The following is a 13868-nucleotide window of genomic DNA, read 5'->3' on the forward strand; positions in this document are numbered from 1 at the left end:
TACTTTCTATTACTTGACTACCATTGATTTAACTTAATTTTTACTTTCTTGTATTATCTTTAGTTTGTACATTTGTTACACTCCATGTACACCTTATCAAAAATAAGTTGTAAAAATGTACACCTTATGATAATTAGTTTAAAGAAGAAAAAACTGCAAAATGGTAGATATAGTTTATATCTAGAATACTACAAAGGATCGACCGCTAACGCAGATGGCAAGCGTGTTCATTTGAGAGATTTTGAATATTTAAAATTATATCCACATCAAGAGCCTAAAACTGCAAACGAAAAAAAAGAGAATAAAGAGATTGAGGTTTTAAGCGAGCAAATACTTTCGATTAGAAAAGCGGAATACTTTCAAGGAAAATTTGATATTAAAAACAATACAAAATCTAAAACGCTCTTCTTAGAGTATTACAGTAATCAAGCAGAAGAGCGAGTTGACTCCCCAAAGAATTACGGAAACTGGACAGCTTCTTTTCTACATTTAAAGCGATTTTGTAGTCCAAAAACAACTTTTAATGAAGTAGACGAAGAATTTGTGAAAGCATACAGAAATTATCTCGATAAAGATGCCAAAACCAAAAGTGACCTTCCATTATCTCAAAACTCTAAATACTCGTACTACAATAAATTCAAAGCAGCGATACGCTCTGCTTTTGAAGATGGCTATCTTACTACAAATCCTGTCAAAAAAGTAAAAAGTTTTGAGCAAGGAGAAAGTCAAAGAGAATATCTAACTTATAATGAGTTAGTAGCAATGAACAAAGCTACTTGTAAATATGATGTTCTTAAAAGAGCTTTCATCTTTTCTTGCTTAGTTGGTTTAAGATGGTCAGATATAAACACCCTTACTTGGAAAGAAGTAAGAGACGAGGGAGATATTAGCCGAGTAAATTTTAGACAAGAAAAAACAGATGGAGTCGAATACCTATATATTTCAAATGAAGCAAGAAAATTACTTGGAGAAAGAGAAAGTCCATCCGAGAGAGTTTTTAAAGGTTTGAAATATGGTGCCCATTTTAATGCAGAAATATTAAGATGGTGCATGAGAGCAGGACTAACAAAACATATTACATTTCATAGTGCCAGGCATACCAATGCAGTACTACTTTTAGAAAATGGAGCAGACATTTACACCGTTTCGAAACGATTAGGTCATAAAGAACTAAAAACAACTGAAATTTATGCCAAAATCATTGATTCTAAGATGAAAGAAGCTGCTAACTTAATTCCTAACATTAATATTTAAAAAATGAAAATTATAGGCTACATTATTATCGTTTCTATATTACTTAATCTGTTATTTCAACTTCTTTTAATTTTAAATTATTACTATCCCGTAATTTTGCAATATTTTAAAAATGAAAAAACCTCTTGGAATTCTAATTACGATAGAGTAATTGCAGGTGCTTTTTTGGCATTGTTCTATTTAACTTTCCGTTTAAGCAATATACTGCTTACATCATCAAACGAAGTGTATACAACGATCTCATATATAACAATAGTAATAATGTTGACAATCTCTATATATTTGATTTACAGAATGGGGATTAAAGAAAGAGCTAAGAGTGGCTTATCATCATCTATCAAAAATGATACAATGGATAAGTTTATCCAAAAAAAAATAACCATCGCCAATATCGAATTGGATGAAACTACAATATTAAACAAAGAAAACCTGAATCCGAACGATGAAGAATTTGTTGAAAAATCTAAAGATGATAATATTTCCAAAAATCAGAAAAAAACAAATGTTATAAATTACAATTCCTTTTTTACCTTCAATCAGCTTAGTTATTTATGGACAAAATTGAGAATACATGAAATTGTTGATGATAATTATTCAGAAGATGATTTTTGCAAAAACTTTATAAATAAAGAAATAATGATTAATATGGATGCCAAAAGTCTATATTATTTTCATGAAGAAATCAATAAACTGATAGATGAAGAAATTGAGCTAAAATATTTTGTTCCTTTTTTTAGAAATCGAAAAAATAAAAAATTCATATATGGTTCTGTAAGAAATGGCGTTAGCACACCAAACCATAAACTAGTTGAAAAATTTAAAAGCATTTTTAATAATTTCCCAAAATAAACTTTCATTACATGTGTAACGAAAGTAATACTTAAAGCATTAGCTTTTATTGACATTTGCTCCCATAAAGATAACATAACAATAAAAAAAGTTACTTATGGAAAGCAATTCAATCCTTCAAAAATTAAACCGATTAGAAACTCTTATAATCGGTACATCAAAACAAATCTTTACTGTTGATGATGTTGTAAACTACACTGGGTTTTCAAAAAGTTATGTATACAAATTAGTACATAATAATATACTCCCCTACTCTAAACCCAACAATCGAACACTCTTTTTTACAAAAACTGAGATTGATGAATGGTTAATGAAAAACAAGTCTAAATCAATTTCTCAAATTGAACAAGAGGCTGTATCATATACTAATTCTACAAAAAAATAACTAATATGGAAGCTAAAAACATTCGATTAGTTATTCTACTAATCATTTTCTCGACCCTCGCTATTTTGCAAATGTACTTATTCAAGTATTCGGCTTATCCGTTATTAAAGTCTATAGTAATGTTGCTTAATAGCTGTCTTCTCATTCTTTATTCAAAAGCCATAAAAAACAATTTAGAAAACTAGTAAAAGTAAAAAAGACGTAAAAAACACCTCGCTAAAAGCTTTTTACGTCTATCATAATTTTTAAATTGAAGACGATGCAAATTTACGCAAAGTTTTCCATATAAACGTATTACAATGGAAAATAAATCTCAGGATGTATTGTATCAAATTGATACAGTATCGAATACCATATTTGATAGAATTATAAAATACGTTGATTCTAAGTATAGAATTCGTTTTAATACAATATCGCTAGACTATGAAATAAACATTATTGGAAATAACACATGGGAATCACTAAATCTAAATTCATTGCTTATTGAGTTAACTAGAAATAATATCGAAACCAATTATAATAAATTAGAAATTCTAATCAAATCAAACCTAATTGAGCGATATAACCCTATCGAAGAATATCTTTTAAAGCTACCAAAATGGAATAATGAAGTTGATTACATTAAGAAACTAGCTTCGTACGTGAAAACGAATGATGATGAAGCATTTGTGTATCATTTAAAAAAATGGTTTGCCAGAGCTGTTAAATGTGCTATTGAAAAAGATAAAATAAATAAGCATGCCATTATATTGGCTAACGGTGACCAACATGCCGGAAAATCCACATTTTTTCAATTTTTCATTCCAAAAAAACTTTCAAGTTATATCGCAGAAGATATTGGGACAGATAAAGATTCTCGCATAAAAATGTGTAAGAATATAATTATAAATCTTGAAGAATTAAACATTATGGGTAAAACTGATGTAAATTACTTGAAATCATTAATTAGTAAAGTTTTTATTAATGAAAGATTACCATATGAAAGACGAGCTGAAAATTTACCAAGAATTTGTTCTTTCGTCGGCTCTACCAATAGAACTGAATTTCTTACTGACGAAACTGGTTCAGTAAGATGGATAATTTTTGATGTTATAGGTAAACTCAATTTCAATTATTCTAAAGAGATTGATATGGATGACGTTTGGTCGCAAGCCTATTATTTGGCATATCATGACAAGAGTTTTGAGCCAGAATTAACGCAACACGATGTTATTGAAAATGAAAAGAGAAATGAAAAATATACAAGTCTTACTATTGAACAAGAAATAGTAATTAAATATTTTGAAAAAACAGATAACATTCTCTATTTCAATACAGCTACAGAGATAATGACTAAGCTAATTCCCATAGGATTAAAACTCAACAGGGAAAAAATTGGTAAAGCACTTAGTGGGTTTAAGTTTAGCAGAGTAAAACACCCTCAAAAACAAGTATATGGTTATTTAGCAAAACCAAGATTTAAAATAAGCCCAGTAGAGATAATGAATTAATTTAAAAAATCGACTTACCTAAGTTACCTACTTACCTAAAACCTTTAAACATGGGATTATTTTAAGGTAAGTGGATATAAATGAACCTACCTAATACTTACCTTAAATAATAGGTAAGAAAGGTAACCAATAGGTAAATTTAAAAAAAACGTAAACACTTGTGTTTATTAGATTAGGTAAGTAGGTAAGTAAAATCCGTGAATACTTAGATAAAATTAAAAAATTAAAGCCATGAATAGTACTCAAGCAAAAGAGATTTCAATACAAAGCGTATTATATAGAATCGGAATTCATCCACAAAAAGTGAATGGGTCACAAGTTTGGTTTTTAAGCCCATTTACTAAAGAGCGTACACCATCATTTAAGATTGATACCATAAAGAATAGATGGTATTGTCATTCTAGTGGTTTTGGAGGCAATACCCTTGATTTTGTCGTAAAACATTCACGCTGTACTGTTAGTGATGCTTTAGCCTATTTAAGTGGTTTTAATTTAGTTTCTCCTTTTTTATTTCAAAAGCAAAATAATGAGCAAAATAAAGTCAGTTGTAATGAAAGAAATATAGGAATAACAGAAATAAGTGATTTAAAAAATTACAATTTAAAAAAGTACTTAATAGGGCGTGGTATTTCGAGTAAAAATTGGAATTACCTAAAAGAAGTAAAATTTACAATCGACACAAAACATTTATATGCTATCGGATTCGAGAATCAATCAAAGGGGTTTGAACTGCGCAATAGCTTCTATAAAGGGTCTATTTTAAAGAAAGATATAACTCTGATAAAATCTCCTAATAAATCAGATATCATTTTGCTGTTTGAAGGCTTTATGGACTTTTTAAGCTATGCCGAAATGAATCCAAAATTTGAGGAAAACATATTGGTTTTAAACTCAATCGCTTTATTAGAAAAAGCAAAATTAGAGTTAAAAGACTTTAATGAAATCAAAGTCTTTTTTGACAGAGACAATGCTGGTTTCAGAGCTACAAAATCAATTTTAGAAACGTTTCCAAATGCGAAAGATTCTTCCCAAATCTATAGCAATTTTAAGGATTACAATGAATGGTTCACAGCCTGCGGAATGGAAGTTAAACAAACTGTTTCAAAGATTTAACCCAATTTATAAGCGCATAGTGATATACGCAAAGTTTAGAATTTCAAGATGTGTTTTCCGCTATCGCTACAAACATATCTTGCATTTTCTCCCGATGGTCGCAAATGAAAAACACAACAATTAAAAATCATGATTATGAGTCAAGCAAGAACAAAAATTATAATGTTCAGAACTACAACCATTGAGAAGAAAATCATTGAAAAAAAAGCAAAAAACCGAAAAATGAATACTGCTAGTTTTTGCAGAATGGTAGCCTTAGAACGTAAAAACAAATCTGTTTTTACAGAGGAAGAATTAAAAGCTTTTGAGAATCTACATTACATACGAAATGGTTTTGTCAAAATTAATAATCTTCTAAAAGATAAAGATTCTTTGTTTGCCTCTGAGGTAATGAAAACGGTTAAACAAACTGATTCAGTTCTAAAAATTTTTAGTGATGGTAGGCAAAGCTAAAAGCATCGGACACACATCAAATGCAATTGACTATGGAAAAGACAAATTGAATGCCGAAGAAATCACTAGGCATAATGTAATTGGTAGTACTGGATTAGAAATTGAAAATGAGTTTAAGGTATATCAAAATCTAAATTCTAATACGAGACTAAATACTATCTCAGTTGTACTAAGTCCAGAGCCTGAAGACGGAAGAAAATTAACAAACGAAGATTTTAAGCAAATCACCGAAAGTTATCTTGAAAAGATGAATTTAAAAGAGCACCAGCATATTGCCTACGTTCATAAAGATAGAGACCACAACCATTTACATATATATGTAAACCGAATTGACAACAAAGGCAATGCCTATAATGACTCCTTTATCGGGAAGAAGTCTTCTCAAAAAGCTAATGAAATAGCGAAAGAAAAAGGATTGATTTCAGCAAGGGACAAGATGTTTCAAAACATTGAAAAAAACAGAAATGAGCTAAAAGAAATCAAAGCGGAAATCTATAAAAAGCATCAGGAAGTTTTAAAGCAAAAACCTCAAAGCTTTCAAGATTACATTTTACTAATGAAAGAAAAAGGATTAGAAGTAAAACCTACCATAAATAGACAAGGGCAGATTCAAGGTTTCAGGATTATAGATAAGGAAACGAAAAATGATTTTAAAGCGAGTGAAATTCATCGTTCGATGTCTGGTAGTGGTCTAATTAAAATTGGTTTAAAAAACGATTTAAATCATAATCTAGATACTACTCTGAAGCGTGTACAAGGTAAACAGGTAGCGAAAAGTCGAAATGATAAAAATTTAGGTAATGCAATTCCAAAAGAGATTAAATATCAAGTAAGTCAATTTAGCAATAATGGAGTAAAATCAGTTTCTCAGGCAGTGGGAAAACAGAAAATGTCACAACAGGAATTTAAATACCTGAAAACAGTTCTTAAACCAATGGCAGAAATCGAACTAAAAAATACTGAAGAACAACGCTTAGAGTCAATTTCAAAAGACATTGAATACGCTAAAAATCTTCAAAAAATTGAAGATGCTCAAATAGACAAACCAAACAATAATTTAAAATTAGAACAAGATTACGGGATATGAGTAAAAACATCGAAATAATAGCAGAAATCATCGCTGACGAAACCAAAAAACTAGAAAAACTAGTTTCAGAGCAATCAAATTTAGTACAGGAATTTTCTATCTGTATGGAAAAAGCAGAAAAAATTGAAATACAGCCAAGAACAGAACGGTTAGAAGAAATAATTGCCCACTGGAATAATTTGTTTTCAGCTCAAAAACAACAAATAAAAGAATTGCAAAACAATCAGAGTTATGAAAATAATAGGCAACGATTAGGAACTAATATTTTGCTGATTTTGGCTGTAAGTCTACTGATTCTAATCCTAATAATATTAACATTTAAAACAATATAGGCATGTCATTACAAGGTATAAGTATTGGAGAAGCAAACACACTTGTGGGTATTATTGGAAAAATATTGAAAGTAATTTTTCTTATTTCGGTAGTGGCAAGCATTATAATTTTGGAAACTCATTTGTTTGGATTTTCTATAACTAATTTATGGACTGACTCTTATAGCTTCCAATTAAAAGAGTTAAAGCCAGATTACTTAGCAAATGGATATAATAACTTCTTGTATCTGTTTTCAAAATTCATAGCTAGTAAGATGCCATATTGGGCAAACTTTGGAGCGATTTTATGTATTCCATCGATAGTTTATGTTTCATTTTATCATGCGAAACAAAAGCGATTCCCAAGGGTAATTATCAGTACTATAATCAACAATATTTTAATCATTTTTTTGATTGCGATATCAGGAAAACTGTTAAGTATACTTATTGGAGATTTTGGGGCAATAAGCTGTATAACTCCCATTTTTTATGCGATTTATCTATTAAAGTTTAAGAACCTAAAGAAACCATCTCGAACCGAGAAATTCAGTAAAATTAAAGAAAAGTCCAAAAAAGAAGATAGCTTTACTTTTAAAACAAATAAAGGCGAAATAAGCTTAGATAATCCCTACAGGGGAATATATGTTGGTGGTGGGGCTGGCTCTGGAAAAAGCGCCTCAATATTTGAAAGAATTATACAGCAGTTATCGGAAAAACATTTTACGGGAATATGTTACGATTTTAAAGGGGACTTAACAGAAAAAGTTTTATTGAGCTATGAAAACTCAAGCATAAAAGTCAAAACCATTGACTTTAAAAATGCTTTATTAAGTGACAGGGTAAATCCTATACATCCAAAATACTTAACCAAAATCGCCATAGCAAATGATTATAGTCAGGTGATTATCAATAACCTACTTCCTGAATCAATTAAGAAAATGGACTTTTGGCTAGGCAGTAGTAAAAACATTTTAGTCTCTGTCGTTTGGTGGTTAAGACAAAAACATCCTGATATATGTACGCTACCACATGTGATATCATTTATAGTACAAACTTCAATTGATGTTTTAGTTCAAAAAATATCGGAAGACCCCGAAGCAAGAGGTATGTTAGCTGCATTGCAGGAATCTATTGATAGAAATGCAGACCGTACAATTGCAGGAATGCTTGCAACCCTTCAAAATGCTTTATCTACGCTTAATGCTCCCGATATATTTTGGTTGCTCTCAAGCAACGATGTAGATTTACATTTAAACAATCCCGAGAACCCTCAATTTCTGTGTATTTCTAACGACAGTACGCTACCTACCGTCTACACTCCTGCAATCTCACTTATTATTTCAGTAGCGCTTAGGCAAATGAATCAACCTAATCAGCAAAAATCAGTTGTGTTATTAGACGAAGCTCCAACAATTTTCATCCCAAATATTGAACAAATTCCTGCTACTGCGAGGAGCAATAAAATCGCTACAATATTTGGAGTGCAAGATTATGCTCAATTGGCTGATAAATATGGGGAGGGAAAAGCACAGGTTATTATTTCAAACTTAGGAAATCAATTCTTTGGAAGAACTACGAATTACAAAACCGCCGAAATGGTTCAAAATCTATTCGGCAAAAAGGACGAAGTATTTACTTCAAAAAGTTCAGGTGACGGAACAAGTGGCAAATTCGTCCACTTGGGGAGCAACACTAGTTCAGGAACTAGCGAAAACATACAGGAACGTAATCGTGTAAAGATTAACGATATAGTCAATTTGGCACAAGGAGAGTTCTACGGTCTCGTTGCCGAAGGCACTCCTCGTGAATTTTTAAAAACTCAATTTTTAAGAGACGAGATACAAGGGAAATATATCAATCAAAAGCTACCGATAAGCGATAGCATTATGAAAGAGAACTACTATAAAATCATTGCAGAATGCAAAGAAATTATATCAAGTTAAAAACAATTATTCAAAATCAATTTTTATAAATTAAAATCAATTACAAATGAAAAAAACTAAATTATTTCTTGGGGTATTATTACTATCAGCTTTTACAAAAGGTTATTCCCAAACCTACAAAAATGCTTTTGGTGTTGGCATTGGGGCAACACAGGATGGTTATGGTGTTATGTTTAGTCATAATTATTTCATCAACGACAGAAATTCAATTTCAGCTTCTATTCTCGCAACCGATGCTAAATACAAAGTCGGAGAAGATAAAATAGGTTACAACGACATTACGCTTAATTTGGGGTATTCTGTTCCCTTGTATCTTACTCAAAATAGAAAATTTGGGATTGTCTTCGGGAGCGGTGTAGTACTTGGCTACGAAATAGTGAACGGTAACAAAAATTTAAATTTAAGCAATGGCAGTTTGATTTTGGACGAATCAAAATTCATTTACGGGGCTTATGTGGGATTAGACTTTGACTACCTTATTAATGATAGAACAACGCTTTTCATAAAAGTAAACGAGTATTATCATGCTAATTCAGATTTAGGAAAATTTGTTCCGTTTGCAGGAATTGGACTTAGATACTATACCAATTAAATAAACTTTCGTTACATAAGTAATGTTTGTAATCCTTTGTAAACTGGATTTAAGTGACATTTGCCACCATAAGGATAAACCATGTTACTTATGGAAAGTAATGATAGAACAACGATATTCATAAAAATAAACGAATATTATCACGCTAATTCAGACAGGAATTGGACTTAGATACTATACCACTTAAATAGATTAATTAAACAGTATAAATACAATAAATATGAAAAAAAACATTAGAAAAATAGGAATGTTAATGATAACATTTTCTTTAATGGCTTGTACCAAAGAAATCGAGGTTTTGGAGCCAAAACTTGCAGGTACTTACAAAATTAAATCAATTATAACAGATTTGCCTGTTGATTTAGACAAAGATGGAGTTCCTAATACAGATATGAGTAAAGAAAAAGACCGTGGCTATTGTCGTTTTGATGATACTTTTTCATTCAACAATGGTAACAAAGGAATTTGGGCTGATGGTTCTGATATTTGTAGCAATGCCTTAGAACCTTCCGACGATTATTTTAATTACACTTATGACAAGGCGAAAAAAACTATTTCTATGGAAATATTTCACAAAGGAGAAAAAGAAAGTGAGCTTTTAGAACTTACTGATGTATTTATCAGCTACAGGGACGGAAAACAAACACTTAAATTTAGTTTCTACGACGAACGCTATACTACAAGGGTAGTAACGTATTATCTTGAATCTGAATAAACGGGATAATTAATAAATATGCTTTTTCAGTTAAATTCTTTTAATTGAAAAAGTATATTGAGTTTTTGCACCATACAAAATTGGCTTTTTACAACTAAAAAGGTATTGAATTAATCATGAGTCGTTCTTATAGAAAAAATAAAATAGTTGGTTATACCAAAAAGGAAACCGAAAAGCGTGATAAAACCATTGCAAACAAGCGATTCCGCAGATTGGTAAAGGTTAGATTAGCAAAAAGAGACGATGTATTACCTATGATTAAAGAAGTCTCGAATATTTACCAGTTTGATAAAGATGGAAAGCATTACTATGCTAAAATGACAAAACGGGAAATGAGAAAATAAATTAACTTTAAAAGAAATGTCTAAATGAATAACGAGAAATTATTTAAGGAAAGTATCAAATTTATAAATGAAAATCCTAACTGTTTATCTAATCAAGTTCCGCAGTATTTAATTGAATATTGGACTACTGATAATTTTAATAATGAAGATTTAAAAGCAACTGAACAATGGAGTGTTTTTATGCATATACTCATATTTAAAAAAGAACTTGGTGTGGAGTTTAGTATCGCAATAGATGAATTTGAAGTGCTAAGATTTCACTGGCAAGCCATGTTATTTGCTATTTCAAAACATAATCCAACCGAATTAAGAATTAAACCATTTAAAATTTTTGATATGGAAAATTGGAAAAAAATTGAAATAGAATACAATTAAGAGCGAAGTAATTAAAATGGATTGGAAAGTTTTAAAAACAGAAGAAGATTACAATAAAGCATCTTTACGGCTTATGGAGATTTTTCACGCTGAACCGAATACACCCGAAGATGATGAACTAGCCTTGTTGATTGTTTTGATTAAAGATTATGAAGATAAGCATTATCCAATACCTAAACTTAATACTTTGGATGTAATGAAAGTTAAAGCATTAGAGATATGGGAAAAATTGATTACATGGATAAAAAAATAACGTAAAAACCTGTTCCGGGTCTTTTCTTCAGGAATACAAAATAACGTGAAAACGAGAACCAGGAACGAGCTGCAGAAAGGCAAAATAACGTGAAAACACAAAAAGTGCTTACAGCTGGCCAGTTAATAATTATTAAAATAAATTTTATGAAAGCAAAAGCATTTATTGAAATAGGTAATGACGGAACTTATAGCGTGTATATTGAAAATAACACTTTAAGCTACGGAATTCATGGAACTGGCAAAACTGTAAAAGAAGCTGTAGAAGATTTTAATTCGGCTTATGAATCTATGAAAGAATTTTATAAAGAACAAAATAAAAACTTTACAGAATGTGAGTTTGATTTTTTTTATGACATAGCATCTAAAGAAGATTTAGCAAACACAAAAACTGAAATGATTAAATGGTTAGTTGGGGTATTTTTTGCGCTAGCATTGATGATTATTGGGTTATACTTTAAGTAACTATATTTTAAATCCTGCTTCGGTAGGATTTTTTTTAGCTACAGCCTATTACCTGAATAGTTCTACTGATACCTAATTTAAAAAAATGTACTTTAATTTAAAAATATACTGTATAAATAATTAGTATATTCTATCTTTACAATAGTATTTATTAAATTTGCAAAAACTTTAAATAATGGAAGCCATAATATTACATCCTAAAAACAAAACACAATTATCTCTTTTGAAAAATTTAGCAAAAGAAATGGGAATGATGTTTGAAACAAAAAATGAAGATGAAATAATAGTCGGATATACTCCGAATGGTCAAGCTTTTTCTGTTTCTGAATATAAAGAAAATATACTGAATCGTATTGATGATGTAAAAAATGGAACGGCTAAAACGTTTACTTCTGAACAAGTACTAAGTCATATTCTTAAAAAATGATTATTTGGGAATCTAGAGCAGAACAAGAGCTTCAAGATATTTATGATTATATCTTTTTAAACAGCCCTCAAAATGCAGAAAACGTTATTACTGAATTAGTATCTATTGCAGAAAGTATTTCGAATATGCCTTTTAAGTATCCTAAAGAACCATATTTTAATGATGAAAATATTCGTTTTGTCCCAAAATGGACTTACAAAATAATCTATTTGATTGGTGATATTGACATTACTATATTATCTGTTTTTAATACTTCCCAAAACTCAATAAGAATTAATAAATAATTAAAATATACAAATCATACTTAGGGTTGATTTTGTATAAAGCCAATACCATCCTATGGCTTGTATAAATATGTTAGTAGTCAGCTTACGAAAACGAAACCTGAAATAACACAAATATGAAAGATTTAGAACAAAAACTTGAATCAACACTTGAAAAACATAAAAAAGATTATGCTTCAATTTGTGAGCCAATAACTGGATTAATTTCAAGACAGAATAACGCTAATAAGTTTAATTCCGCAAACGAAAAATATACAGATGAAATAATAGAAATATTAAATATCTACGTAGAGAATAAAAATGATTCAGAAAGAGAAAGTGCTATTGAAATGTCAAAAGACTATATAAAATTATTCTCAAAATTACTAATTAATCCTTTTTCTTGATCGGTTGAATAAAAAATTAAAAAACATTTGAGTCTTATTTTTTTTCGAAAATAACAAGTTCGTTTGAATTTATTCTAACTTTCTAAAGCCAAGTTTAATCAAGTATAAACTATTTTTTACTTTCATTAATTCCTTCTTGCTTTATTAAATCACTACACCCATTGTACACCTCTACCCTTCTAACCCCTTTAAAAACAAGCAATGTTACTTATTGCATCGGGAAATAAATGACAATACAAGATTTAGTTGGGGATTATTCAATTTCGGGAAAGAATCAAGACGAAAACCATGAAATAACCTATAAAGGTATTTTGAGTTTATCTTTGGATAAAAACAACCGAATTAAAGCAAAGTGGCTTATTAATAATTCACAAGAACAAAAAGGTTCTGGTTTCTTTAAAGACAATATTCTGGTCATAAATTTCAGCTATAAAGGTGAAGACAACAAAACTTACAAGGGAGTTGCTGTCTATCGATGCATAACTAAAGATGTTTTGGATGGATTTTGGTCGGAAAAACACGGAAATCCGCTCTATTTAGGAGCTGAACATTGTTTGAGGATAAAAAGTACTGAAAAGCTAAACTAAAGAAATTATCGTTTTATGAACGCGGTTTAGCCAAGTTTCTATCGTACATAACAATAGTTCCTGCCACGGCAACATTTAAACTTTTTACTGATTTGAATTTTACTAAATGGTGGCATTTTTCCATTACTTTTTTGGATAAACCGTGATCTTCTGCGCCTAATAAATAAACACAACGTCTTGGATGCTCGTAGGTTTCTAAATCAGAAGCTCTTTCGTTTAGTTCAACACCTACTAATCGCGCTCCTTTTGGTAAGTTTTCAAGGAAAGCTTCAAAAGTATCGTAATGAAAATAAGGAATTGCTTTTACGGCATCGTGAGTATCACAGGCTTGTTTGGCATATCGATTTCCTATGGTAAATATAAAAGTCGCACCTAAGTTTTGAGCTGATCGCCACAAAACACCCAAATTTTCAGGCGTTTTACCATTTTGTATTCCTATTCCAAAGTATTCGTTTGTAAAATTATCATTCATAAGGGCAAAAATACAAACTGTCTAAGTATAAATCAATTTTTTATCTATGACTAGGGAAATTATATTCATTATACTGTTTATCAT

The 13868-nt window shown here is 30.1% G+C and carries 20 protein-coding genes; 19 read left to right on the forward strand and 1 reads right to left on the reverse strand.

Translation table 11 applies throughout. The features are described from left to right. Positions 1-126: 126 nt before the first annotated feature. The 19 genes from NLG42_RS17410 (at position 127) to NLG42_RS17500 (ending at position 13312) form a co-directional block, all read left to right on the forward strand. A complete protein-coding gene (locus NLG42_RS17410) occupies positions 127-1254 on the forward strand; it encodes a tyrosine-type recombinase/integrase (RefSeq protein WP_257681705.1) in 1128 nt (375 codons plus the stop codon). A gap of 3 nt (positions 1255-1257) precedes the next feature. Next, entirely contained in the window at positions 1258-2103 is an 846-nt protein-coding gene (locus NLG42_RS17415) for a hypothetical protein (protein ID WP_257681706.1), read from the forward strand. A gap of 97 nt (positions 2104-2200) precedes the next feature. Next, the gene (locus NLG42_RS17420; RefSeq protein WP_257681707.1) at positions 2201-2488 is read left to right on the forward strand and encodes a helix-turn-helix transcriptional regulator; all 288 of its coding nucleotides are present in this window, start codon (positions 2201-2203) and stop codon (positions 2486-2488) included. A gap of 299 nt (positions 2489-2787) precedes the next feature. Then, entirely contained in the window at positions 2788-3978 is a 1191-nt protein-coding gene (locus NLG42_RS17425; RefSeq protein ID WP_257681708.1) for a virulence-associated E family protein, read from the forward strand. Positions 3979-4209: 231 nt separating this feature from the next. Continuing rightward, positions 4210-5091, forward strand: a complete 882-nt coding sequence (locus NLG42_RS17430; protein ID WP_257681709.1) for a toprim domain-containing protein — start codon at positions 4210-4212, stop codon at positions 5089-5091. 129 nt (positions 5092-5220) lie between these two features. Further along, entirely contained in the window at positions 5221-5544 is a 324-nt protein-coding gene (locus NLG42_RS17435; protein ID WP_257681710.1) for a plasmid mobilization protein, read from the forward strand. Beyond that, positions 5528-6631, forward strand: coding sequence for a relaxase/mobilization nuclease domain-containing protein (locus NLG42_RS17440; RefSeq protein ID WP_257681711.1), 1104 nt, complete (start codon positions 5528-5530; stop codon positions 6629-6631). Before NLG42_RS17435 ends, NLG42_RS17440 begins: the two co-directional genes overlap by 17 nt. Further along, positions 6628-6963, forward strand: coding sequence for a hypothetical protein (locus tag NLG42_RS17445; RefSeq protein WP_257681712.1), 336 nt, complete (start codon positions 6628-6630; stop codon positions 6961-6963). The genes NLG42_RS17440 and NLG42_RS17445 overlap by 4 nt, the downstream gene beginning before the upstream one ends. A 2-nt stretch (positions 6964-6965) precedes the next feature. Then, positions 6966-8885 carry a type IV secretory system conjugative DNA transfer family protein gene (locus tag NLG42_RS17450; protein ID WP_257681713.1) on the forward strand — a complete coding sequence of 640 codons (1920 nt, stop codon included), beginning with the start codon at positions 6966-6968 and terminating at the stop codon, positions 8883-8885. A 46-nt stretch (positions 8886-8931) separates the two neighbouring features. After that, positions 8932-9477, forward strand: a complete 546-nt coding sequence (locus NLG42_RS17455) for a conjugal transfer protein TraO (RefSeq protein ID WP_257681714.1) — start codon at positions 8932-8934, stop codon at positions 9475-9477. Positions 9478-9697: 220 nt separating this feature from the next. Next, positions 9698-10192 carry a hypothetical protein gene (locus NLG42_RS17460; RefSeq protein ID WP_257681715.1) on the forward strand — a complete coding sequence of 165 codons (495 nt, stop codon included), beginning with the start codon at positions 9698-9700 and terminating at the stop codon, positions 10190-10192. Positions 10193-10308: 116 nt separating this feature from the next. Beyond that, positions 10309-10536, forward strand: a complete 228-nt coding sequence (locus tag NLG42_RS17465; protein WP_257681716.1) for a hypothetical protein — start codon at positions 10309-10311, stop codon at positions 10534-10536. 24 nt (positions 10537-10560) lie between these two features. After that, a complete protein-coding gene (locus tag NLG42_RS17470) occupies positions 10561-10911 on the forward strand; it encodes a hypothetical protein (RefSeq protein ID WP_257681717.1) in 351 nt (116 codons plus the stop codon). 16 nt (positions 10912-10927) lie between these two features. Continuing rightward, the gene (locus tag NLG42_RS17475) at positions 10928-11164 is read left to right on the forward strand and encodes a hypothetical protein (RefSeq protein ID WP_257681718.1); all 237 of its coding nucleotides are present in this window, start codon (positions 10928-10930) and stop codon (positions 11162-11164) included. A 146-nt stretch (positions 11165-11310) separates the two neighbouring features. Continuing rightward, a complete protein-coding gene (locus NLG42_RS17480; RefSeq protein ID WP_257681719.1) occupies positions 11311-11628 on the forward strand; it encodes a hypothetical protein in 318 nt (105 codons plus the stop codon). A gap of 175 nt (positions 11629-11803) precedes the next feature. Next, positions 11804-12055 carry a DUF2683 family protein gene (locus NLG42_RS17485; RefSeq protein WP_257681720.1) on the forward strand — a complete coding sequence of 84 codons (252 nt, stop codon included), beginning with the start codon at positions 11804-11806 and terminating at the stop codon, positions 12053-12055. Continuing rightward, complete coding sequence (locus NLG42_RS17490) at positions 12052-12339, forward strand: type II toxin-antitoxin system RelE/ParE family toxin (protein ID WP_257681721.1); 288 nt, start codon at positions 12052-12054, stop codon at positions 12337-12339. The genes NLG42_RS17485 and NLG42_RS17490 overlap by 4 nt, the downstream gene beginning before the upstream one ends. 116 nt (positions 12340-12455) lie before the next feature. Then, entirely contained in the window at positions 12456-12725 is a 270-nt protein-coding gene (locus NLG42_RS17495; protein WP_257681722.1) for a hypothetical protein, read from the forward strand. A 227-nt stretch (positions 12726-12952) separates the two neighbouring features. Further along, entirely contained in the window at positions 12953-13312 is a 360-nt protein-coding gene (locus tag NLG42_RS17500; RefSeq protein ID WP_257681723.1) for a hypothetical protein, read from the forward strand. 13 nt (positions 13313-13325) lie between these two features. Here NLG42_RS17500 and NLG42_RS17505 read toward each other — a convergent pair whose 3' ends face one another. Then, positions 13326-13784 (reverse strand): RNA methyltransferase, encoded by a 459-nt coding sequence (locus NLG42_RS17505; protein WP_089055047.1) that lies wholly within the window; start codon positions 13782-13784, stop codon positions 13326-13328. Between the last annotated feature and the right edge of the window lie 84 nt (positions 13785-13868).

Source organism: Flavobacterium plurextorum (assembly GCF_024638035.1).
In the GTDB taxonomy this organism is placed as follows: domain Bacteria; phylum Bacteroidota; class Bacteroidia; order Flavobacteriales; family Flavobacteriaceae; genus Flavobacterium; species Flavobacterium plurextorum.